This is a genomic window from Lentzea sp. NPDC051213, assembly GCF_044455585.1.
Taxonomy (GTDB): domain Bacteria; phylum Actinomycetota; class Actinomycetes; order Mycobacteriales; family Pseudonocardiaceae; genus Lentzea.
This window is the reverse complement of record NZ_JBITEX010000003.1, coordinates 11,980-34,287: the sequence shown is the minus strand read 5'-3', so window position 1 is coordinate 34,287 and position 22,308 is coordinate 11,980. Positions and strand designations below refer to the sequence as shown.

Sequence of the window (22,308 nt, the reverse complement as noted above, 5' to 3'; positions counted from 1 at the left end):
CTTTAAAGCGAAGACAGGGTAGCGGTCTAGACCACATAAAACGGTAGTGGCTCGTGAACGCTCTGTCAGCGGACAGGACCGGACAGGAAACCGGCGGAGACGGGCGTGCGGATACCATGCCCCGTCGTGGGGGAACCGACGAGGCTGGTCGCGGGCAGATACGCGACGATCAGGGAACTCGGCCGGGGCGGCATGGGGGTCGTCTGGCTGGCCGAGGACCAGGTCATCGGGCGGCAGGTCGCGCTCAAGGAGTTGCGGACCACCGAGACCGAGCGCGTGCTGCGGGAAGCTCGTACGGCGGGCAGGCTGAACAGTCCCAACGTCGTCGGCATCTACGACGTCATCGTCGAGCACGGCGTCACGTACCTCGTGATGGAACTGGTCGAGGCACCAACGCTTTCCGACGTCATGACCAGGCGCAGTCTCACCGAGGACGAGGTCGCCGACATCGCCCTGCAGACGCTCAACGCGCTCGAAGCGGCGCATGCGGCGGGCATCGTGCACCGGGACGTCAAGCCCAGCAACATCATGGTGCTGTCCGACGGACGCGTGAAGCTCGCCGACTTCGGTATCGCCCGGGCGATGGACGATCCGGGGCTCACGGCCACCGGCGGCATCATGGGCTCGCCCGGCTACATGGCGCCGGAACTGTTCTCGGGCAAGCCTCCGTCGCCCGCCAGCGACCTGTGGGCGTTGGGCGCCACCATGTTCCACGCGATCGAGGGCCGCGCCCCGTTCCAGCGGGACACGACCGCGGCCACCATGCACGCGATCATGTACGAGGAGCCGGTCCTTCAGCGCACCAGTGGACCGCTCGCCGCCACGATCATGGCGCTGCTCACGCACGACGACGCGCAGCGCCTCACCGCGGCCCAGCTGCGCGAACGGCTCGGCGACCGCACCAAGGTCGTCAAGACGCATCCCGAGCCCGAGCAGACCGTCTTCATCGAACCCGTCACGACCTACGTGACACCCCAGACGACCCGCGACGACTGGGACGAGAAGCCCAAGTCCCGCAAGAAGATCGCCGTGTTCGCCGGCGCGGCGGCCGTGGTCGTGGTGATCGCGCTCGCCGCCATCTTCGTCCTGCGGCCCCAGACGCCGGGGACCGCGTCGGCCCAGCAAGGCCCGAGCTCCAGCCAGCCGACGTCGACGAGCAGCACCGCTTCCAGTGCGCCCTCGAGCAGCAGTGCGGCGCCGAGCAGCAGTGCGGCACCGTCGTCCAGCCAGGCGGGTGCGAAGCCGACGCAGAGCCAGGCGCCACAACCACCTCAGCCGACCGGCGCGCCGCAGAAGCCACCGCTCGAGACGCTCCCGCTGGCCCGCTACCTCAGCGGCGCCGGCTGGCACTACAGCGGCACCTCGCGCGTGCCGGTCCCCGCGGGCTTCAACCAGGAGAACACCGGCGGTCTCGGCAAACTGCTCGCGAACCAGGAACCGAACACGAAGCCGTTGTACAGCTGCAAAATCACCAACTCGGAAGACCGGATGACCTCGTCGTCGTCCAACTGCGAGGGCCAGATCGTCTACGACGCCAAGCCGCTCGGCTACATCTTCACGGCGAAGCCCGCGGACGTGAACGTGCTGCCGCTGTTCCGCTGCAACGCGGGCGGCCACCACTTCGACTCGGTGCACAGCAACTGCGAGGGCGCCCAGTACACCAAGGAGTTCCAGCACGGGTGGGTGGTCGCGTGATCGCTGGTCGCTACCGGACGATCCGCGAGCTCGGCCGGGGTGGCATGGGCGTCGTCTGGCTGGCCGAGGACCAGGTCATCGGCCGCCGCGTAGCGCTGAAGGAGTTGCGGACCACCGAGACCGAGCGGGTGTTGCGCGAGGCTCGCACGGCCGGCCGCCTGAACAGTCCGAACGTGGTCGCCATCCACGACGTGATCAGCGACGACGGCGCCACGTACATCGTGATGGAGCTGGTCGAGGCGCCGACGCTGACCGACCTGATGGCCCGGCGGACGTTCACCGAGGACGAGGTCGCGGGCATCGGCCTGCAGACGCTCAACGCGCTCGAGGCGGCGCACGCGGCAGGCATCGTTCATCGGGACGTCAAGCCCAGCAACATCATGGTCGCGCCGGACGGCACGGTGAAGCTGGCCGACTTCGGCATCGCCCGCGCGATGGACGACCCCGGTCTCACGGCCACCGGCGGCATCATGGGTTCGCCCGGTTACATGGCGCCGGAACTCTTCTCCGGCAAGCCTCCGTCGCCCGCGAGTGACCTGTGGGCGTTGGGCGCCACCATGTTCCACGCCGTCGAGGGCCGTTCGCCGTTCCTGCGCGAGACGACCGCGGCCACCATGCACGCGATCATGTACGAGGAGCCGGTCGTCCGGCGCGCCCGCGGCCCGCTCGCGACCGTGATCATGGGGCTGCTCACCCAGAACCCGGACCAGCGCCTCACCGCGGCCCAGGTCCGCGCCCTGCTCGGGTCGCCGTCCGAACGCACGATCGTCATCGAGCCCGTCACGACCTCGGTGACGCCCCAACCGGCACGCAAGCGCCGCGCCGGCGTGATCGCGAGCGCCGCGGTGGCCGCCGTCGCGGTGATCGCGCTGGTCACGTTCCTCGTCGTGCGGCCGAACGGCGAACCCGGCACGGCCGTCGCCCAGCAGAACCCGGCCACCACCACGACACCGCCCAGCGCGAGCCCGAGCAGCAGCCCCAGCTCGGCCGCCCCGAGCAGCAGCGCCCCGCCCTCGTCGAGCCAGGCACCGTTGAGCACGCCGCAGTCGACCCAGCCCCAGCCGCCGAACGGTCCGCCGCCGAAGCGCAAGACGTTGGCGCTGAGCCGGTGGAACGACGGCAAGTGGTACTTCACGACCTCGCCCGCCGTCACGTTGCCACCGGGCTTCAAGTCGCTGGACGGCCCGGAAGGCTGGATCGCGGAGATCCCGGAGGACGGCACCCGCCCGCTGCTGGCGTGCAAGCACAACGGCTTCGCCGGCGACTGGTTCACCTCGGTCGACGCCGCGTGCGAGGGCCACACCAGGTACGGCCAGCTCGGCCACATCTTCACCAGGCCACCGGCCGAGGGGCAGGCCATCCCGCTCTACCGCTGCCACCGGGACCAGGGCAGCCGCCACTTCGACGCGATCGAGGCCGGCTGCGAGAACGAGGCCCGCGACCTTCAGCTCGGCTGGGTCCTCACCGGACCGTAGCGGGCTCCAGCCCCAGCGGTTCGGCGCTGTCGAACGACTCCCGCGCCTCGGCGACGGACTCGTAGTTCTTCTGCGCCCACAACCGCAGCGCGGCAAGCGGTTCGGTGACGCTGTACCCGAGTTCAGTCAGCTCGTACTCGACGCGCAACGGTACGGAGGGGTAGACCGTGCGCGTGACGAGCCCATCGCGCTCCAACGTGCGCAACGTCTGCGTCAGCATCTTTTGGCTGACACCGTCCAACCGGCGCTTCAGCTCACCGAACCGCTTGGGTCCGTCTTCCAGCGCGCCTATTGCCAACGCCGTCCACTTTGATGCGACCATGTCCAGCAGGTCGCGGCACGGGCACATCTTGCGGTAAACGTCCCAGATCACCCCTAGTTTCTATCAGGTACCTAGTGCACAAACTAGTGCCTAATTGCGTGATGTGACCAACTCTCCCAAGATGAACGCATGCGAGCGATTACCCAGAACGAGTTCGGCGGCCCGGACGTTCTCACCCTCACCGACCTGCCCAAGCCCACGCCCATCCCGACGGAGGTGCTGGTCAGGGTCCACGCGGCCGGCGTCAACCCGGTCGACTGGAAGACCCGCGGCGGTGGCGGCATGGCCGGTCTGCAGACGCTGCCGCTGGTGCTGGGCTGGGACGTCTCCGGCGTGGTCGAGGAGGTCGGCTTCGGCGTCACGACCCTCAAGCCCGGCGACGAGGTCTACGGCATGCCGCGCTTCCCGCACGCCGCGAACGCCTACGCCGAGTACGTCACCGCACCTTCGCGCCACTTCGCCCTCAAGCCCAAGAACCTCAGTCACGTCGAGGCGGCCGCACTGCCGCTGGCCGCGCTCACCGCGTGGCAGGTCATCATCGACACGGCCGACGTGCAGCCGGGGCAGAGGGTGCTGGTCACGGCCGCGGCAGGCGGCGTCGGCCACCTCGCCGTGCAGATCGCGAAGGCGCGTGGCGCGTACGTCATCGGAACGGCCCGGGAGCCCAAGCACGCGTTCCTCAAGAGCCTCGGCGTCGACGAGGTGATCGACTACACGAAGGCGGAGTACGACCGCAACGACGTCGACGTGCTGGTCGACCTGGTCGGCGGAGCCTCACCCGAGCCGGTGCGACGTGGCGGGTTGTTCGTCGGCGTGCCGTCCGGTGTGGACAGGCCGAGCTGCGAAGAGCTCAGGACCAGCCCCATCCTGGTCGAACCGGACCGCGCGGGGCTCGAGGCGATCGCCGCGCTGGTCGAACGCGGCGCGCTCAAGGTGCACGTCGACGCGACGTTCCCGCTGGAAGACGCCGGAAAGGCGCACACCCTGGGCGAGACCGGCCGCACCCAGGGCAAGATCGTGCTGGAGGTCTAACGGCGCCAGGACGTCCGGCGGCGGGCCGTGTCCCACACGAGGAAAGCGATGATCGTGACCCCGGTGCCGACGAGGAAGACGTTCTCGGTCTGACCGTGGTGGTTGCCGATCAGCATCAGGAAGCAGAAGCCCGCCGAGAGCCAGCCCGCGATGCGGGTGCCCTTGGGGAACGTGCCGTGCCAGCCCCACTCGTGCGACGGCTCCTCGTGAGGGTCGACGGCAGGACGCTTGTCCAGTTCCGAGGACGAAGCCACGGTTTCCTCCACTGCTCATCCGGATTACCCGGTCATCGTCGCACACGATGATGACCACGGAGGTGTGAGGTCGCGCGCGCACGACTTACCTGCGAGGTCGTGCGCCGTCTACGCTCAGCGCGGCCACACCCGTCCGATCTCTGAAGGCGCCCCGACTTGACCGGCTTCTCGCCCGCTGAGGCCTCCACCCCGGACACGTTCGCCCCCGTCGAGATCGGACTGCACGGGGTGCGCAAACGCTTCTCCGACCAGGTGGCGGTCGACGGTGTCTCGCTGAACGTCCACGAAGGCGAGTTCTTCTCGGTCCTCGGCCCGTCCGGCTGCGGCAAGACGACGGTCCTGCGCATGATCGCCGGGTTCGTCGACCCGGACGAGGGCCGCATCGAGCTCGACGGCAACGACATGGTGGGCGTCCCTCCGTACCGGCGGGACGTCAACACCGTCTTCCAGTCGTACGCGCTGTTCCCGCACATGTCGGTGTGGGACAACGTCGCCTACGGCCTCAAGCGCAAGAAGATCCGCGGCGAAGAGCTGAAGAAGCGCGTCGGCGAGCACCTCGAACTCGTGCGGCTGTCGCAGTTCGCCAAGCGCAGGCCGGCTCAGCTGTCCGGTGGCCAGCAGCAACGCGTCGCCATCGCCCGTGCGCTCGCCGCCGGACCCCAGCTGCTTCTGCTGGACGAACCGCTCGGCGCACTCGACGCCAAGCTCCGCAAGGAGCTGCAGATCGAGCTGATGCGCATCCAGCGCGAGGTCGGCACGACGTTCCTCTACGTCACCCACGACCAGGAAGAGGCACTGGTCCTCTCGCACCGCATCGCCGTGATGAACGCGGGCAAGATCGAACAGGTCGGCTACCCCGAGGACGTCTACGAACGCCCCGCCACCCGGTTCGTCGCCGGCTTCATCGGCACCTCCAACATCCTCGGCGCCGAGGTGTCCGGTGTGGACGGTGACCTGGTCGCCCTCACCGCACCCGGTGCCACGAACCTGCGCGCCAAGCTCTCCGGCAGCGTCAGCCACGGCCAGAAGGTCGCCGCGACCGTGCGCCCGGAGAAGGTGCACCTCTTCAACGAGACCGCCGAACCGCCGACGGGCTGGTGCGTGCTGCAGGGCGTCGTGCACGACGTCGTCTACACGGGCGTGTCCACCCAGTTCCTGGTCGACACGCCTGGTGGCGAGCTGGTGGCGTTCGTGCAGAACGCCCAGCGCATCGACGACGCGGGCGCACCGGGTCAGCCGGTGAGGATGGCGTGGGACCCCGAGTTCACCGTGCTGCTGGACCCCTCGGATGACTGAGCGGGTTCGGATCGCCCGGCTGTGGGACGTCGACAGCCCGCGGGTGACCCGGCGCGCGATGCTGGGCTCGATGGCGTACTTCGCGCTCGCGGCCTGCGCCGTCGGTCCTGCGCCGACCGGCAGCAGCGGCACCAGCGCGGCCAAGGCCACGAACCTGCAGGACGAGCCCAGGCTCAACTTCTACAACTGGACCGACTACATCGCGCCGGAGACGTTGCCGGGATTCCAGACCATCACGGGCATCGAAGTCACCTACGACAACTTCTCCACCAACGACGAGATGGAAGCCAAGATCGCATCCGGCCAGGCGGGCTACGACCTGGTCGTGCCGAGCGACAACTTCCTGCGCCGGTTCCTGCGGTCCGGGCTGCTGCAGCCACTGGACCACGACGCGATCCCGAACCTCGCGAACCTGGAGCAGCGGTTCGCCGAGGCCGAGTACGACCCCGGCAACACCTACTCCGTGCCGTGGGCCTGGGGCACAACGGGTCTGGCGTACTCGAAGTCGCAGATCGGCGGCGAGGTCACCGGTTTCGACGCCTACGACCTGCCGAACGCGCAGGGCCGCAGCTCGATCCTCGACGAGGCGCGCGACGGCATGGCGATCGGCCTGCTCAAGCTCGGCCACGACCCGAACACCACCGACGCGAGGCAGATCGACGACGCGGCGAACTTCCTGCTGTCGTTGAAGAAGAAGCTCGGCCAGATCACCTCGGACGTGATCGAACCGCTGACCTCGGGACAGGTCCGGCTGGCGCAGTCGTACTCCGGTGACGCGTTCCAGGCGCGAGGGACCAACGACGACATCGGTTACGCCATCCCGGCCGAGGGCGGACTGTCCTACGTGGACCTGCTCGTCATCCCGAAGGACGCGCCGCACGCCGGAAACGCGCACCGGTTCATCGACTACATCCTTGGTGCGGAGGCAGGTGCGGCCCTGTCCAACGCGGTGCGGTACGGCAGCCCCAACGCCGCCGCGAAGCCGTTGATCGACAAGGAGCTGCTGAACGACCCGGTGGTCTACCCGCCGGAGGAACAGCTGAAGAAGCTCCCGTTCACCAAGGACCTCGGCGGCGACGTCGAGGCGCGCTACGCCGACGCCTGGACGAAGGTCAAGACCGGCTGACGGGAAAGCTCGCCAGGCCTCGGATCGTCACGGAATCGCGGAACCTCACCGGACCGGCCGGGCGCAGGTCCGGCATTCGGCGTGCCAGCGCGCGGAACGCCACCTCGCCCTCCATGCGGGCGAGCGTCGCGCCCAAGCAGTAGTGGATGCCGCTGGAGAACGCGAGATGCTCCGGCTTCTGCACGCGCATGACGTCGAACCGGTGTGGCTCGGGATAGACCTCCGGGTCGCGGTTCGCCGCCCCGATGATGATGTGGACCATCTCGTCGGTGCCGATCTCGTCGACCTGCTCCTGCGCGATGCGACCGGTCAGCTGCACCGGCGGCGCCCAGCGCAGCGTCTCCTCGACGACGTCGGGCGCGAGCTCGGGATTGGCCTTGAACAACGCCCACTGCGCCGGGTGGCCGAGCAGTGCCTGGGCACCGTTGCCGATCAGGTTCACCGTGGTCTCGAACCCGGCGACGAGCAACAGCACGAGCGTGCCCATCAGCTCCTGGGCGGTGAGCTTCTGCTCGGCCTCGGCCGCCACCAGCGAGCTGATCACGTCGTCGCCCGGCCGGGTGCGGCGTTCGGCGATGAGCCGCTCGAAGAGCTCGAGGATCTTGTCGTTGGCGTGCGTCATTTCCGGGGTGACGCCGGTGTCGAACGACGTGGCGACGAGCGCGCCGTAGCCGGCGAACTCGGCGGTGTCCGCGTCGGGGACGCCGAGCAGGTCGCTGATCACCGCGATCGGCAGCGGCGCGGCGAAGTCCTTGATCAGGTCGAACTCGCCGGCGTCCAGCAACGACTCCGCGACCTTCTCGACGCGGGTCCGGTACTCGTCGATCTTCTTCGGGCTGAACGCGGGCATCGCGAGCCTGCGCAGCCTGGTGTGGTCCGGCGGGTCCAGTTCCAGGAACGACTGCGGCAGCAGCCCGGCGAAGCCCGGATAGGTGCCGTCGGTGAACCGCATGCCGAACCGCCGGTCGCGAAGGATCTTGTTCGACAACGTGTGGCTCGTCGTGACCCAGTCACCGCCTTCGCGCACCAACGGTCCTAGCGCGCGCACCTGCTCGTAGATCCTGTGTGGGTCTTCACTGCCGCTCAACTGCTCGAATGTCATTGCGAACCCCCTCGAACAAAGATCGAGCACTCCCTGATCCAGCGTAAGGACGCGGGCGGGCAGTTCCACGTCCTGTTCCATTCCCGCAAAGCCGTTCGTGGCATGATCTGCACCTGTGTTGCGACGGTGGCTGAAGGCAAACGCCCTGCTCACGCCCACCGGGCTGTGGCTGGGGATCTTCCTGATCGCGCCGCTGGTGGTCGTCGTCCAGTTCAGCTTCGCCACGCGGGACACCGGTGTCGCCCGCGCGGTGCTGCCGTGGACGACGCAGGCCTATCTGAGGGCGCTCGATCCGGCGTTCCTGCCGATCTTCGGCCGGACGCTGGTCTACGCGGTGGCGACCACGGTCGCGTGTCTACTGCTCGGCTTTCCACTGGCGTGGTTCATCGCGCGGCACGGCGGCAAGTACCGGACCGTGCTGCTCGCGGCGGTGCTGATCCCGTTCTGGTCGAGCTATCTCGCGCGGATCTACGCGTGGAAGGCGCTGCTCGACGGCGAGGGCCTCGTCAACACGATGCTCGGGTGGGTCGGCCTCGGCCGTGACGGCGGTTTCCTGCTCACGCACGGAGCGGTGATCCTCGGCCTGACGTACGGCTTTCTGCCGTTCATGGTGCTGCCGCTGTACGTGGCGTGCGAGCGCTTCGACTTCCGGCTCGTGGAGGCGTCGTTCGACCTCGGCCACGGGCGGGTGTCGACGTTCTTCCGGATCGTGCTGCCCGGCGTGTTCACCGGTGTGCTGGCCGGATCGCTGCTCGTGCTGGTGCCCGCGGCCGGTGACTTCGTGACGCCGAAGCTGCTCGGCGGCGTCGGCCAGTCGACGTTCGGTTCGGTGATCGACGACCAGTTCCGCGGCGGCAACAACTGGCCGCTGGGCTCGGCGATGGCCGTGCTGCTGCTCGTGCTGGTGGTGCTGGTGCTCGTGTTGCGCGGGCGGCGCGGGGAGGACGTGCTGTGAACCGTCGACCGTGGGCCCTCGGGACCGTTGTCGCCTTTGTGTTCGTGTTCCTCTACACGCCGATCGCGTGGCTGGCGATCGCGTCGTTCAACTCCTCGCGCTCGTTGTCGCGCATCAGCGGCTTTTCGACGCAGTGGTACGCCGAGCTGTTCGAGGACTCGCGGGTGCTGGCGTCGTTGCAGCTGACCCTGCAGCTCGCGCTGGCGTCCGCGGTGATCTCCACGGTGATCGGGACGCTGGCGGCGTTCGGGCTGCGCAGGGCGTTTCCCGGCCGTGGCCTGTGGACGGTCCTGCTGTCGCTGCCGCTCGTCGTGCCCGAGGTCGTCATGGGCGTGGCGATGCTGGGGTTCTTCGTGAAGCTCGCCGGCATCCCGCTCGGGTTCGGGGCGCTGCTGTTCGCGCACGTGGCGTTCTCGCTGAGCTTCGTGGTCGTCGTGGTGCGGTCGCGGGTGTCCGGAATGGACGCGCGGATGGAGGAAGCCGCCGCGGATCTCGGGGCCTCGCCGTTCGTCGCCTTCCGGACCGTGACGCTGCCGCTGGTGCTGCCCGCGGTGGTGGCCGGTGCGGCGTTCGCGTTTCTGCTGTCGTTCGACGACGTGGTGATCTCCTCGTACCTCACCGGTGTCGGGTCGACGACGTTGCCGGTGTTCGTCTACGCGCAGGCGTCCAAGCGCGGCATCTCGCCGGAGATCGTGGCGCTGTCGACGTTGATGGTGGCGGCGACCGCGGTGCTGTTGATCATCGGTGTGGTGATCGCGTCGTGGCGTGCGCGCAAAGCCGGTTCCACCGCGAGGCTGGCCTAACTCGTTCGGGCGAAACGAGGGCACTGCTCCCATCGGTTATTCCTCGGCAGGGAGCTCGTCTCCACCCGCGTGAAGGCGAGATCTTGGCAGGAGGGGAAGCTCATCACTGGGGGGATGACGTGCCACAGTTGCGCATACACTTTACCGATTCAGACATCGCGCGCACCCGGATCAAACTGGAAACCGACGTGATGTGGGAGATCGTCAGCAGCGCCCAGATCCTGCAGCACGGAGACGGTGACCTGTCCTTTGGTCCGTGGCGCCGCCACGTGCGCGACCTCGTCGGTCATGACCCGAAGCTCCGGATGGCGTTGCACACCATGGTGTCGGCGGCGCCGCACGAGGCCTGCTTCCTGCGCGACGACCTCGCGAGAGTCAGACCCACCGGGCTTCGGCGGCTGCGCTGGGCGATCTGGGTCTACTTCAGGTCCGTGATCGAGCCGCACCTGCCGATGATCGAGGACGGGCTGCGCACCGAGGTGGCGGCCGGGATCCAGCAGTACCTGCACCGCGGCCCGGAGGGACTGCTGGGCACGCTCGGGCCTGCCGCCCGCTGGGATCCGCCCGTGCTGACCGTCGACCACCCGCTCGATCGGGACCTGCGTCTCGACGGACGGGGTCTCGTGCTGATCCCGTGCTACTTCGCCCAGCACCACCAGGTGGCTCTGGCGAATTCCCGGCTGCGCCCAGGGCTTGCGTTCCCGATCCGGTCCGAGTCCCGGCTCCTTGCCGGTGTGCGGGCGGGCGGTGACCCGGTGACCGCGCTGCTGGGTGCCACCAGGGCCGCGATCCTGCGGTCGGTGATCGGCGGGAGCACCACCACGAGGCTGGCGAGGCTGGTGGGGGTCGCCCCCGCCACCGTGAGCCACCACACCGGAGTCCTGCGCGAGGCGGGGCTCATCGCCACCGAGCGCGACGAGAACTTCGCCCGGCATCAGATCACGCCGCTGGGACTGCAGGTGCTCACCTCGGGTCGCTGAACCAGGGCCGCCGCCACGAGTGTCTGGAATGGACACTCGTAGCGGCGGCCTGTGGTGTCAGATCAGCACGTGGTGCCGGAGACCCACCTGTGGGACCGAATCCTCACGCCAGGCGCTCCCTCGACTCCGAAGCCCCGGCGGACCCAGATCTGCCAGTTGCCGTAGTTCGCGCCGGCGTACAGGCACACACCGGCGTAGGCCGTGCTTTGTCCGTTGTTGGCGACAGCCCACACCGCACGCGACGACGACCACGAGCACCTGATCGACCCCAATTGCCAGTCGGGGTCGGCGCTGCCCCAGCTGCAGCGGCTGCTGCTGCCGTCGGAGACCGGCCACGCGCACATGTTCCCGGCTCCGCACGACAAAGCCTGCGGCGAAATGGCGTAGGTCTTCACCGCGCCCTCGGCGGCGATGGCGGGGTTGATCAGCACGTTCGGTCCCGACGACAGGTCGGAACTCGCTGATGCGGTGCCCACCACCAACGACAACAGCGCCATGACGGCGACGACCAGCACAGACAATTTCCTCATGTTTCCCCCTGTGAGAATTGATGTGCAGGACGCGGACTATGCCGAGGTGATCACCCGCCGGGAGCCTCCTTCGAACCTGGTCGAAGCGTTCCACGTGACGTGGATCAACCGTGCGGCGTCAACTTTCGTCGCGCGGATTCGATACTCCAGCGTGCCGCGCGAGACGTGGGACGTCTCGTAGGTTGAAACCGTGATTACTGCTGTGCGGACCAGGGCGGAAGGGTTCCGCGAGGACACCCTGGCCCGGTTGAGGGCGCTGACGCCGTTGCGCTTCGCGGGTGAGGTGCTCGTCCTCGTCGCCGTGCTGGTGCTCGACCTGTGGCCTGGTCTGTGGGCGACCAAGCACGCGTCGGGCTGGGCGCTCGCCGGGCTCATCGCCGCGTTCGTCGTGATGCTGCAGCTGCGGCACGCGCTGCCGGCGACAGCCATGATCGCGGGTGTCGCGCTGGCGATGATGACCCCGTTCGGCGGGCCCGCGCTGATGGTCGTGCTGAGCTACACCGCGGGACGCCGGATCGAGTCCTGGGTCAAAGCGGTGATCACCGCCTCGATCGCGTTCATCGCGGTGGTCGTGTTCTGGGACGAAGACCCGATCATGGTCGAGCCGGTCTACGGGATGCTCATCCTGATCACCGTGTTCGGCGTGGGGGTGGCGCTGCCGTTCCTCGTGGGCCGGTACCTGGCCCAGCGCGAGGCACTGGTGCAGGCCATGCAGGAGCGCGAGTCGCGGATGCGGACCGAGCACAAGATGCTGTCCAGGCAGGTGCGCCTGCGGGAGCGCAGCCGCATCGCCCAGGACATGCACGACAGCCTCGGCCACCGGCTCTCGCTGATCTCCGTGCACGCCGGCGCGTTGTCCATGGACCCGACGCTGGGGGAGAAGCAGCGCGAGGCGATCGGGGTGCTGCGCTCGGCGGCGTTGACCGGCATGGAGGAGTTGCGCGCCATCATCGGCGTGCTGCGCGCTGAAGACGGCCCCGACGACGACCCCGCGACACGAACCGTGGAGTCCATCGACTCGTTGGTGAGCGACGCGCGCAAGGCCGGTGTCCTGGTGAGTCTGGTCCGCGGCGGCCAGGCTCACCCGTTGCCGTCGAAGGTGTCGCACGCGGCGTACCGGGTCGCCCAGGAAGGCCTCACGAACGCGTCGAAGCACGCGCCGGGGGCGGCGGTGCAGGTCACGGTGAAGTACGAGCCGGACGCGCTGGTCGTGGAGGTGCGCAACAACCCGTCGCGCAACGGCATGGCGGACGGTGATCCGGGTGTGGGCCTCATCGGACTGACGGAGCGCGTGCGCGTCGCGGGCGGCATCTTGCACGTCGGTGCGTTGCCCTCTGGCGGTTTCCGGCTGGCGGCGGTGCTGCCCTACGAGGAGAGCGCCCTGCCGGACGAGCCGGAGGACGAGCAGGAGGAGGTGGAGTCGCCGCGCAGCATCCGCAAGTGGGCCGGTGTCGGCTCGATCGCGGGCATGTCGATCGTGCTCGCCATCATCTTCGGCGGTTTCACCTGGCTCGGTTCGCAGCCCGTGACCAAGGTCGTGCCGCAGGAGGAGTACGGCCAGATCTACGTGGGACAGCCGGAGTCCGAGGTGATGGCCCAGCTGCCGGCGGGTGACGAACCGCTGGTGGGCGAAGGTGAGCGCAAGTCGCAGGCCGAGCCGGAACCGCAAGGCTCGCGCTGCGTCTACCACATCACGGATGAGCAGTCATATCTCGACAAAGGCACGCGGGTGGTGCGTTTCTGCTTCCGGGACGGCAAGCTGGTCGAGAAGAAGATCCACGTGCAGAAGGACAGTCCATGATCCGCGTGCTCATCGCCGACGACGAACCGCTGATGCGGGCGGGCATCAAGGCCATTCTCAGCACCGCCGACGACATCGAGCTGGTCGCGGAGGCGGGCGACGGCCGCGAGGCGCTGCAGATCGTGCGGGAACGCCGCGTCGACGTGGCCGTGCTGGACATCCGCATGCCCAGGATGGACGGGCTGGCGTGCGCCAAGGAGCTCAAGGTCGTCGCGCCGTCGGTGCGGGTCGTGATGCTGACGACGTTCGGCGAGGACGAGAACATCGTGCGGGCGCTGTCGGACGGCGCCGCCGGGTTCCTGCTGAAGGACTCCGCGCCCGAGGAGCTGCTGCGTGCCGTGCGCGCGGTGCACACCGGTGAGGCGTACCTGTCGCCGATGGTGACGTCACGGGTGGTCGGCATGGTGGCGACGTCCGGGCAGCCGAAGCGGCAGGAGGCGCAGAAGGCCGTCGCGCAGCTGACCGACCGCGAGGTCGAGGTGCTCGCACTGCTCGGGCAGGGCATGTCGAACGCGGACGTCGGCACGAAGCTGCACATGTCCGAGGCGACCGTGAAGACGTACGTGTCGCGGTTGCTCGCCAAGCTCGGGCTCACGAACCGCGTCCAGGCCGCACTGCTGGCCCGCGACGCCGGCATCGCCACCTGACCTGTTTCGGACTGCACGCGGGGCCCTTTCGTGTCGTCAGAGTGGACGAAAGCTCCCCGCGTGCACTTGGGTGACACCCGGATGGCCCTGCGGACGCGGGGGTGTGAGCAGGTGTTGAACGGCCACGGGCGCGTGGATTGGCGTGTAACGCCCACGGAGAGTTTCGGTCCCGAATCGATTGGGCCCGAAGAGGGGACTTCACGCCTGCGAAACCGGTCCGTTATCAAAGTTACGGGCTGTGCCGGGCTCTCAGGCACTCTCCGGAACAATGAGGGGCGATGAGTACTCCACGCACTGTCCTGATCCTGGGATCGACCGGTTCGATCGGTACCCAGGCGCTCGACGTCATCCGGCGCAACCGTGACCGATTCCAGGTCGTCGGCCTCGGCGCGGGTGGACGTCAGCTGGATCTGCTCAAAGAGCAGGCAGCCGAGTTCGACGTGCCCGTCGTCGCGGTGGCGAACGGCAAGCCGGACATCCCCGGCGTCCGCGTGCTGACCAGCATGGTCGACCTGATCGAGGCGTGCCCCGCGGACGTCGTCCTCAACGGCATGGACGGCTCGCGCGGGCTGGAACCGTCGCTCAAGGTGCTGGAGACCGGCGCCACGCTCGCCCTCGCGAACAAGGAGTCGCTCATCGCGGGCGGGCCGCTGGTGCTGAAGGCGGCGAAGCCCGACCAGATCGTGGCCGTCGACTCCGAGCACTCGGCGCTGGCGCAGTGCCTGCGCGGCGGGTCGCCGCACGAGGTGCACAAGCTGGTGCTGACCGCGTCCGGCGGGCCGTTCCGCGGCAAGACCCGCGCCGAGCTGGCCGACGTCACGGTGCAGCAGGCCATGGCGCACCCGACGTGGTCGATGGGCCAGGTCGTCACGATCAACTCGGCGAACCTGGTGAACAAGGGCCTCGAGCTGATCGAGGCCCACCTGCTGTTCGGCGTGCCGTACGACCGCATCGACGTGGTCGTGCACCCACAATCCATCATTCACTCGATGGTGACTTTCACGGACGGCTCGACGCTCGCGCAGGCGTCGCCGCCCGACATGCGGCTTCCGATATCCTTGGGCCTCGGCTGGCCCGAGCGTGTGGCCGGGGCCGCACCCGCCTGTACCTTCGACACCGCCACCTCGTGGACGTTCGAACCGTTGGACAGCGGCACGTTCCCGGCGGTCGAGCTGGCGCGGCAGGCCGGCAGCGCGGGCGGCTGCCTTCCCGCGATCTACAACGCCGCGAACGAAGAGGCTCTCGCCGCCTTCGTCGCGGGCACGACGTCGTTCCTGTCGATTGTGGACACCATCGGCCAGGTTCTCGGCGAGGCAGGTGACTGGCAGAAGGACCCCGCGGACGTCGCGGAGGTGCTCGCCGCCGAGGACTGGGCACGCGCACGTGCCCGCGAGCTGGTTGGAAGGAACTGAGCTTTCGTGGACACATTCATCAACGTCGTCGGGGTGGTGCTGTTCGCGCTGGGCATCGCGGTGTCCATCGCGCTGCACGAGTTCGGGCACCTGCTGACCGCGAAGGCCTTCGGCATGAAGGTCACCCGTTACTTCATCGGCTTCGGCCCGCGGATCTTCTCGTTCCGCAAGGGTGAGACCGAGTACGGCCTCAAGGCGATCCCGGCCGGTGGTTTCTGCGAGATCACCGGCATGACCGCGCTCGAGGAGGTGCACCCGGACGACCGCAAGCGCGCGTTCTACAACCAGAGCATCTGGAAGCGCGTCATCGTGCTCGCCGCCGGTTCGATCACGCACTTCATCCTCGGCTTCATCATCCTGCTGATCCTCGCGATGACGTTCGGCCTGCCGAACTCGAGGGACCTGCCGGTGCTCTCCGAGGTCACCGACTGCGTGCCGATCGCGAACGTCACCGACGGGTCCTGCCCGGCCGGTTCGCCGAGCCCGGCGAAGAACGCGGGACTGCGGCCCGGCGACGAGATCGTCTCGATCGCCGGCAAGCCCACGCCGACGTGGCCGGACATGCAGAAGGTGACGCGCGAGCTCAGCGGCCCCACCGAGTTCAAGATCCTGCGTGACGGCAAGGAGATGACCCTCAGCGTCGACGTGGCGAAGGTCACCCGCGAGCTGGCCGACGGCAAGGGCGGCAAGGAGACGAAGCAGATCGGCGCGATCGGCGTCATGCCCAAGCGGGCGTTCACGTACGGGCTGATCGACGCGATCCCCGCCACGGTGGTCTACACCGGCGAGACGTTCGTGAACACGTGGAAGGGCCTCATGCGCTTCCCCGAGCGCATCCCGGCCGTGGTCAAGGCCATCGGTGGCGGCGAGCGCGACCTGGACACGCCGATCTCCGTCGTGGGTGCGTCGCGCCTGGGTGGTGACGCCGCGGAGCGCGGGCTGTGGGAGATCTTCATCCTCATGCTGGCGGGCCTGAACTTCTTCGTCGGTGTGTTCAACCTCCTGCCGTTGCTCCCGCTTGACGGTGGTCACATCGCCGTCAACCTGTACGAACGGGTGCGAAACTGGATCAGGAAGCTCCGCGGCAAGCCCGCCGGCGCGCCAGTCGACTACTTGCGCCTGTTGCCGCTCACCTACGTGGTCATCTTCATCGGTGGCGCCATCACGCTGCTGACCGTGACCGCCGACATCGTCAACCCGATCAGGTTGCAGTAGTGATTTACGGAAAGGTGCACAACCCATGAGTGACGGCGTGATGCTCGGAATGCCGGCACTGCCGCCGCCGGTGCTGTCGGAGCGTCGCAAGACGCGGCAGCTGATGGTGGGCAATGTCGGTGTCGGCAGCGAGTTCCCCGTCTCCGTCCAGTCGATGACGACCACGTTGACGTCCGACGTCAACGCGACTCTGCAGCAGATCGCGGAGCTGACGGCGTCCGGCTGTGACATCGTGCGGGTCGCCTGCCCGTCGCAGGACGACGCGGACGCCCTGCCGGCGATCGCGCGCAAGTCGCAGATCCCGGTGATCGCGGACATCCACTTCCAGCCGAAGTACGTGTTCGCGGCGATCGAGGCGGGCTGCGCGGCGGTCCGGGTGAACCCCGGCAACATCCGCAAGTTCGACGACCAGGTGAAGGAGATCGCGGCCGCCGCGAAGGACCACGGCACCCCGATCCGGATCGGCGTCAACGCCGGGTCGCTGGACCCGCGTCTGCTGAAGAAGTACGGCAAGGCGACGCCCGAGGCGCTGGCCGAGTCGGCGATGTGGGAAGCGTCCCTGTTCGCGGAGCACGACTTCCACGACATCAAGATCTCCGTCAAGCACAACGACCCGGTGGTCATGGTGCGGGCGTACGAGCTGCTCGCCGAGCAGTGCGACTACCCGCTGCACCTCGGTGTCACCGAGGCCGGTCCCGCGTTCCAGGGCACCATCAAGTCCGCGGTGGCCTTCGGTGCGCTGCTCCGCCAGGGCATCGGCGACACCATCCGGGTGTCGCTGTCGGCCCCGCCGGTCGAGGAGATCAAGGTCGGCCACCAGATCCTGCAGTCGCTGAACCTGCGGCCGCGGAAGCTGGAGATCGTGTCCTGCCCGTCCTGCGGTCGTGCGCAGGTCGACGTGTACACGCTGGCCGAGCAGGTCACCGCCGGTCTGGAGGGCATGGAGGTGCCGCTGCGCGTGGCGGTCATGGGCTGCGTCGTCAACGGCCCCGGTGAGGCCCGCGAGGCCGACCTGGGTGTCGCGTCCGGCAACGGCAAGGGCCAGATCTTCGTGAAGGGCAAGGTCATCAAGACCGTGCCCGAGCACGCGATCGTGGAGACCCTGATCGAGGAGGCCATGCGCCTCGCCGAGGAGATGGAACCGGTCGAGGGCGGCACCCCCGCCGTCACGGTCGGCTAACCCCAAGATCAAGTGCCATGAGGGTGACCTTCATGAACCTCAGGTCCATGAAGGTCACCCTCATGGCGTTTCTCGCGGGTGCGGACCGTCACGGTCGGTGCGCACTGTTGGCTGATGCCACACTCACGTTTCATCTGGCACGCTAGATGACGTGTTGAGGCTGGCCGGAGCGCGCGTGCTCGACGAGCGCGACCTGATCGACGTACGCGGGGTGCTCGACAGCGACCCCGTAGCCGCGTGCATGGTCGCGGCGAGGGTGGACACCGCGGGCCTCGACCCGTGGCGGCTCGGCGGCGAGATGTGGGGCTCGGACTCCCGGCCCATGCGCGGCCGTGTCGACGGCCTCTGCTTCTCCGGCCCGAACCTCATCCCGCTCAGAGGCAGCCCCAGCGCCATGCGGATGTTCGCGGACCGGGCCCGGCGCCGCGGCCGCATGTGCTCGTCGCTGGTCGGTCCCGCAGACCAGGTCTTAACGCTCTGGGAGGAGCTCCAGCCGGACTGGGGCCCTGCCCGCGAGGTGCGTGGCGACCAGCCGCTGATGGCGATCTCCACGAGCCCCAGGATCTCCCCGGACCCGCTGGTCCGCCAGGTCCGGCCGAGTGAGCTGAACCGGTACCTGCCGGCCGCGATCGCCATGTTCATCGAAGAGGTCGGCATCGACCCGTGCGCCGAGGACGGCGGCGCGGGCTACCGGGCCAGGGTCAGCGAGCTCATCGCCGCCGGCAGGGCGTTCGCGCGGTTCGAGCACGGCGAGGTCGTGTTCAAGGCCGAGATCGGCGCCATGTCGTCGCGGGTCGGCCAGATCCAGGGCGTGTGGGTGCGCCCGGACCGCCGCGGTGAGGGCATCGGCACGGCGGGCACGGCCGCGGTGGCGGACAGGCTCGTGCGCGTGCTCAACCGGACCGCCAGCCTCTACGTGAACGGGTACAACCACGTCGCGCAGGCCGCGTACCGGCGAATCGGGTTCGAACAGGTCGGCCAATACGCCACTGTCCTCTTCTGAACCGGCATACTCGCGCGGGTGCGACTTCTCGCGACGATCACGGTGGTGCTGGTGACGGTGAGCGGCTGTGGGCTGTTCAGGTCGGAACCCGGAGCGCCAGAGATCACCAACGACTTCCTGGCGAAGCTCGCGTCCGGTGACGTGCAGGGCGCGGCCGGGATGACCGACAACCCGAACGAGGCCAAGGAGACGCTGGACAAGTTCCGGGGCGCGGTGAAGCCGGAGGGGCTGACGTCGAAGGTCGACCAGATCCGCAAGAACGGCGAGACGGCGTCCGAAGCGTCGGTCACGCTCGACTGGGACCTCGGCAAGAACCGGCACTGGGTGTACCCGACGAAGTTCGACGTCCGCCAGGAGGGCGACACCTGGAAGGTGCACTGGTCGTCCGCGGTGGCGCACCCCAAGCTCTCGCCGCAGCAGTCCGTGCAGGTCACCGAGCTCAAACCCGACCCGGCACCGGTGCTCGACCGCGACGGCACGCCGTTGCTCGCGCCGGAACGCGTGGTGTCGGTGCTGCTCGTCGCGAAGGAGGCCGGTGACGTCGCGGCCGTCAGCAAAGCGCTCGCGGACGCGCTGAACCCGCTGGACAAGGCGATCACCCAGCAGACCATCGCCGACGGCGTGGGCAAGACCCCCGATGGCCAGGCCTACCAGGTGGCGGCGCTGCGGGACCCGGACTACCAGTCCGTGAAGCCGAAGATCTACGAGCTGCCCGGCGTCCGGTTCACCGCGCAGACGTCCCTGCTGGCGCCCAGCCGCACGTTCGGCTCGCAGGTGCTGCCCGCGGTGCGCAAGCTGGTCGAGAACGACATCGCCGGCCAGTCCGGCTTCCGCGTCGCCACCGTCGACGCGCAGGGCACCGAGGTCGACGAGCTGCACTCGAAGTCGCCCGAACCGGCGAAGGCCGTGAACGTCGCCCTGTCACGGGCGATCCAGACGGCCGCCGAGGACGCCGTCGAGCCGGTGCAGCAGGCCACGATGCTGGTGGCCATCCAGCCCTCCACCGGCGACATCCTGGCCGTCGCGCAGAACGACGCCGCCGACGCCCAGGGCGCGCTCGCGCTGACCGGCCGCTTCCCGCCGGGCTCCACGATGAAGTCCGTCTCGGCACTGGCCGCGCTGCAGTCCGGCAAGGTCAACGCCGAGACCCCGGTGCCGTGCCCCGGCAAGACCACCATCGACGGCCGCCGCATCGTGCCGAACTCCAGCGAGTTCGACAAGGGCACGATCCCCTTCCGATCGGCCTTCGCGTTCTCCTGCAACACCACGTTCGCCCAGCTCGCCGTCGACATGCCGGCCGACCTGCTCACGAACACCTCGCAGTCGGTCGGCCTCGGCGCCGACTTCGACATCCCGGGCCTGACCACGATCACCGGCTCGGTGCCGCCCGCTGCCGACGTGGTCGAACGGGCCGAGGACGCGTTCGGCCAGGGCAAGGTGCTGGCCTCGCCGTTCGGCATGGCCCTGGTGGGCGCGTCGATCGCGAAGGGCTCCATGCCGGTGCCGCAGCTGGTCCGCGGCAAGGAGACCAAGACGGACAAACAGCCCACACCGCCACCGGCCACCGCGCTCGACCCAGTGCGCCAGATGATGCGCGAGGTCATCGACTACGGCACTGCACCGCAACTCAAGCCGTTCGGTGACGTGCGCGGCAAGACTGGTACCGCACAGTTCGGCGACGGCGTGCACTCACACGGGTGGTTCATGGGCTACCGAGGCGATCTCGCGTTCGCGACGCTCGTCCTCAGCGCGGAGACTTCGACACCAGCCGTGGAGGTGGCGGCGAGGTTCCTGAAGGCGGTGCCGTGATGACCGATGTACTGATGTTGCGTGAGCGGCTGATCCGGGCCGGCGTCCTGCTCCCGGCGCCACGCGTGCCGGAGCCGCGGGCGGAGGACCAGGCTCGGGGTACCACGCGACCGGGCAGCTAATCTGGAACGCATGGCTGTTCGTTCTCCGCTGCAACCAGGCGTGCAATCGCCGCGTCGTCAGGTGCCCTCGCGCATCGTGCGTCCCGAGTACGTGGACAAGCCCGCGCCGCAGCGCGGCACCGACCCGTGGGTGCAGACGCCGGAGATCATCGAGGCCATGCGGATCGCCGGCCGCCTCGCCGCGCAGGCGTTGCAGGAGGCCGGCAAGGTCGTCGTGCCCGGCGTGACGACCGACGAGATCGACGCGGTGGCGCACGAGTTCCTGTGCGACAACGGCGCGTACCCGTCGACGCTCGGCTACCGCGGCTTCCCGAAGTCGTGCTGCACCTCGCTGAACGAGGTCATCTGCCACGGCATCCCGGACAGCACCGTCGTCGAGGACGGCGACATCGTCAACATCGACGTCACGGCGTTCATCGGCGGCGTGCACGGCGACACGAACGCCACATTCCTCGCGGGCAACGTCGCCGAGGAGAACCGCCTGCTGGTCGAGCGCACGCTCGAGGCGACCATGCGCGCGATCAAGGCCGTGAAGCCCGGCCGTGAGATCAACGTCATCGGCCGCGTCATCGAGGCGTACGCCAAGCGCTTCGGCTACGGCGTGGTGCGCGACTTCACCGGCCACGGCATCGGCCGCGCGTTCCACAGCGGCCTGGTGGTGCTGCACTACGACGAGCCGTCGGTGAAGACCGTGCTCGAACCGGGCATGACGTTCACGATCGAACCGATGATCACGCTCGGCGACTTCGAGCACGACATCTGGGACGACGATTGGACCGTCACCACCAAGGACAAGAGCTGGACCGCTCAGTTCGAGCACACCATCGTCGTGACGAACGACGGCGCGGAGATCCTCACAGTCTGCTGATCACCGAGGTCAGCGCGGCCGCGACCGCCGAGGGCGACGTCGCGGCCGCCAGGTGGTGCGACTCCACGCGTTCGACCGGCCAGCCCAGCTTGTCCGCGTTCGCCGCCGCGTCCTCGTAGTGCGCGGACAGCAGCACGTACCCGCACGGCCCGGTCCACTCGACGGACGGGCGCTGCTCCTTCAGGAACTCCCAGGGCACCTCGGGTGCCTCGTCGCGCATCTCCTCGCGCAGTTCGGCCGGGATCAGCCGGAACGGGTCCTCGGGGAACCAGCGGTCCCAGCGCGGCAGCTTGCCGTCCCGCACCGAGGCCTTGACCTTGCTCACGAGGGCGGGATCGACGGTCTCGCGCCACGCCCTGCCCGGCGTCGGCAGGTCGGAGTCGAGGAACACCAGGCCGGCCACGTCCATTTCCAGGGCGTCGGCGAAGCACGGCAGCAGCGGTCCGGCACCGCTGTGGCCCACGAGCACCAGCGGTCCGGCGACTCCGGAATCGTCGAGCGCGTCCGCGAAAGCGCCGATCAGGCGCTGGTGCACCGGTGCCTCGTTGATGGTCATCTGCAGGTCGACCAGCAGCACCGCGGCCCCGTCGGAGGCCAGTTCGTCGGCGAGCGGACGCATGCTCGACGGGCCGAGGAACGGGCTGTGCATGAGGACGACGGTGACCATGGGGGTGATGATGG

At 68.7% G+C, this 22,308-nt stretch carries 23 protein-coding genes; 18 read left to right on the top strand and 5 right to left on the bottom strand.

Annotated elements, in window-relative coordinates:
• The first annotated feature begins 126 nt into the window (after positions 1 to 126).
• Both ACIA8G_RS13565 and ACIA8G_RS13560 read left to right on the top strand, forming a co-directional pair.
• Positions 127 to 1,695, top strand: a complete 1,569-nt coding sequence (locus ACIA8G_RS13565; protein WP_396418739.1) for a serine/threonine-protein kinase — start codon at positions 127 to 129, stop codon at positions 1,693 to 1,695.
• Positions 1,692 to 3,170: a serine/threonine-protein kinase gene (locus ACIA8G_RS13560; RefSeq protein WP_396418738.1), complete on the top strand. Its 1,479-nt coding sequence runs from the start codon at positions 1,692 to 1,694 to the stop codon at positions 3,168 to 3,170. The genes ACIA8G_RS13565 and ACIA8G_RS13560 overlap by 4 nt, the downstream gene beginning before the upstream one ends.
• On the opposite strand, the gene ACIA8G_RS13555 is transcribed toward ACIA8G_RS13560, so the two are convergent.
• Positions 3,157 to 3,519: a winged helix-turn-helix transcriptional regulator gene (locus ACIA8G_RS13555; RefSeq protein WP_396419652.1), complete on the bottom strand. Its 363-nt coding sequence runs from the start codon at positions 3,517 to 3,519 to the stop codon at positions 3,157 to 3,159. The two genes, ACIA8G_RS13560 and ACIA8G_RS13555, sit on opposite strands and share 14 nt — an antisense overlap.
• A gap of 102 nt (positions 3,520 to 3,621) precedes the next feature.
• On the opposite strand from ACIA8G_RS13555, the gene ACIA8G_RS13550 reads away from it, so the two are divergent.
• Complete coding sequence (locus ACIA8G_RS13550) at positions 3,622 to 4,524, top strand: NADP-dependent oxidoreductase (protein ID WP_396418737.1); 903 nt, start codon at positions 3,622 to 3,624, stop codon at positions 4,522 to 4,524.
• On the opposite strand, the gene ACIA8G_RS13545 is transcribed toward ACIA8G_RS13550, so the two are convergent.
• A complete protein-coding gene (locus ACIA8G_RS13545; RefSeq protein ID WP_396418736.1) occupies positions 4,521 to 4,778 on the bottom strand; it encodes a DUF2631 domain-containing protein in 258 nt (85 codons plus the stop codon). The genes ACIA8G_RS13550 and ACIA8G_RS13545 overlap by 4 nt on opposite strands.
• 156 nt (positions 4,779 to 4,934) lie before the next feature.
• Here ACIA8G_RS13545 and ACIA8G_RS13540 point away from each other — a divergent pair, with 156 nt between their 5' ends.
• On the top strand, positions 4,935 to 6,074 hold the full coding sequence (locus ACIA8G_RS13540; protein ID WP_396418735.1) for an ABC transporter ATP-binding protein: 1,140 nt from the start codon (positions 4,935 to 4,937) through the stop codon (positions 6,072 to 6,074).
• Positions 6,067 to 7,200 carry a spermidine/putrescine ABC transporter substrate-binding protein gene (locus ACIA8G_RS13535; protein ID WP_396418734.1) on the top strand — a complete coding sequence of 378 codons (1,134 nt, stop codon included), beginning with the start codon at positions 6,067 to 6,069 and terminating at the stop codon, positions 7,198 to 7,200. Before ACIA8G_RS13540 ends, ACIA8G_RS13535 begins: the two co-directional genes overlap by 8 nt.
• On the opposite strand, the gene ACIA8G_RS13530 is transcribed toward ACIA8G_RS13535, so the two are convergent.
• Positions 7,187 to 8,302 (bottom strand): cytochrome P450, encoded by a 1,116-nt coding sequence (locus tag ACIA8G_RS13530; protein ID WP_396418733.1) that lies wholly within the window; start codon positions 8,300 to 8,302, stop codon positions 7,187 to 7,189. The genes ACIA8G_RS13535 and ACIA8G_RS13530 overlap by 14 nt on opposite strands.
• 115 nt (positions 8,303 to 8,417) lie before the next feature.
• Here ACIA8G_RS13530 and ACIA8G_RS13525 point away from each other — a divergent pair, with 115 nt between their 5' ends.
• The 3 genes from ACIA8G_RS13525 to ACIA8G_RS13515 all read left to right on the top strand — a co-directional run bounded on the left by ACIA8G_RS13525 (position 8,418) and on the right by ACIA8G_RS13515 (position 11,040).
• On the top strand, positions 8,418 to 9,257 hold the full coding sequence (locus tag ACIA8G_RS13525; RefSeq protein ID WP_396418732.1) for an ABC transporter permease: 840 nt from the start codon (positions 8,418 to 8,420) through the stop codon (positions 9,255 to 9,257).
• Positions 9,254 to 10,060 (top strand): ABC transporter permease, encoded by an 807-nt coding sequence (locus ACIA8G_RS13520; RefSeq protein ID WP_396418731.1) that lies wholly within the window; start codon positions 9,254 to 9,256, stop codon positions 10,058 to 10,060. The genes ACIA8G_RS13525 and ACIA8G_RS13520 overlap by 4 nt, the downstream gene beginning before the upstream one ends.
• Before the next feature lie 191 nt (positions 10,061 to 10,251).
• Positions 10,252 to 11,040 (top strand): ArsR/SmtB family transcription factor, encoded by a 789-nt coding sequence (locus tag ACIA8G_RS13515; protein WP_396419651.1) that lies wholly within the window; start codon positions 10,252 to 10,254, stop codon positions 11,038 to 11,040.
• Between the two features lie 62 nt (positions 11,041 to 11,102).
• Here the strand turns inward: ACIA8G_RS13515 and ACIA8G_RS13510 are convergent, their stop codons facing one another.
• The gene (locus ACIA8G_RS13510; RefSeq protein ID WP_396418730.1) at positions 11,103 to 11,570 is read right to left on the bottom strand and encodes a hypothetical protein; all 468 of its coding nucleotides are present in this window, start codon (positions 11,568 to 11,570) and stop codon (positions 11,103 to 11,105) included.
• 10 nt (positions 11,571 to 11,580) lie between these two features.
• Between ACIA8G_RS13510 and ACIA8G_RS13505 the strand changes: the two genes are divergently transcribed.
• The 10 genes from ACIA8G_RS13505 to map all read left to right on the top strand — a co-directional run bounded on the left by ACIA8G_RS13505 (position 11,581) and on the right by map (position 21,627).
• Positions 11,581 to 11,751 (top strand): hypothetical protein, encoded by a 171-nt coding sequence (locus ACIA8G_RS13505; protein WP_396418729.1) that lies wholly within the window; start codon positions 11,581 to 11,583, stop codon positions 11,749 to 11,751.
• 9 nt (positions 11,752 to 11,760) lie between these two features.
• Positions 11,761 to 13,371, top strand: a complete 1,611-nt coding sequence (locus tag ACIA8G_RS13500) for a histidine kinase (protein WP_396418728.1) — start codon at positions 11,761 to 11,763, stop codon at positions 13,369 to 13,371.
• Positions 13,368 to 14,018, top strand: coding sequence for a response regulator (locus ACIA8G_RS13495; protein ID WP_396418727.1), 651 nt, complete (start codon positions 13,368 to 13,370; stop codon positions 14,016 to 14,018). The genes ACIA8G_RS13500 and ACIA8G_RS13495 overlap by 4 nt, the downstream gene beginning before the upstream one ends.
• Before the next feature lie 278 nt (positions 14,019 to 14,296).
• A complete protein-coding gene (dxr, locus tag ACIA8G_RS13490; RefSeq protein WP_396418726.1) occupies positions 14,297 to 15,430 on the top strand; it encodes a 1-deoxy-D-xylulose-5-phosphate reductoisomerase in 1,134 nt (377 codons plus the stop codon).
• 6 nt (positions 15,431 to 15,436) lie between these two features.
• Positions 15,437 to 16,645 carry a M50 family metallopeptidase gene (locus ACIA8G_RS13485; protein ID WP_396418725.1) on the top strand — a complete coding sequence of 403 codons (1,209 nt, stop codon included), beginning with the start codon at positions 15,437 to 15,439 and terminating at the stop codon, positions 16,643 to 16,645.
• 49 nt (positions 16,646 to 16,694) lie between these two features.
• Positions 16,695 to 17,825, top strand: coding sequence for a flavodoxin-dependent (E)-4-hydroxy-3-methylbut-2-enyl-diphosphate synthase (ispG, locus tag ACIA8G_RS13480; protein ID WP_036016096.1), 1,131 nt, complete (start codon positions 16,695 to 16,697; stop codon positions 17,823 to 17,825).
• Between the two features lie 151 nt (positions 17,826 to 17,976).
• Positions 17,977 to 18,828, top strand: a complete 852-nt coding sequence (locus ACIA8G_RS13475) for a GNAT family N-acetyltransferase (RefSeq protein ID WP_396418723.1) — start codon at positions 17,977 to 17,979, stop codon at positions 18,826 to 18,828.
• Positions 18,829 to 18,846: 18 nt separating this feature from the next.
• Positions 18,847 to 20,637: a penicillin-binding transpeptidase domain-containing protein gene (locus ACIA8G_RS13470; protein WP_396418722.1), complete on the top strand. Its 1,791-nt coding sequence runs from the start codon at positions 18,847 to 18,849 to the stop codon at positions 20,635 to 20,637.
• On the top strand, positions 20,637 to 20,759 hold the full coding sequence (locus ACIA8G_RS13465) for a hypothetical protein (RefSeq protein ID WP_396418721.1): 123 nt from the start codon (positions 20,637 to 20,639) through the stop codon (positions 20,757 to 20,759). The genes ACIA8G_RS13470 and ACIA8G_RS13465 overlap by 1 nt, the downstream gene beginning before the upstream one ends.
• Positions 20,760 to 20,769: 10 nt before the next feature.
• Positions 20,770 to 21,627, top strand: coding sequence for a type I methionyl aminopeptidase (gene map, locus ACIA8G_RS13460; RefSeq protein ID WP_396418720.1), 858 nt, complete (start codon positions 20,770 to 20,772; stop codon positions 21,625 to 21,627).
• Here the strand turns inward: map and ACIA8G_RS13455 are convergent.
• The gene (locus ACIA8G_RS13455) at positions 21,614 to 22,294 is read right to left on the bottom strand and encodes a hypothetical protein (protein ID WP_396418719.1); all 681 of its coding nucleotides are present in this window, start codon (positions 22,292 to 22,294) and stop codon (positions 21,614 to 21,616) included. The genes map and ACIA8G_RS13455 overlap by 14 nt on opposite strands.
• Positions 22,295 to 22,308: the final 14 nt, after the last annotated feature.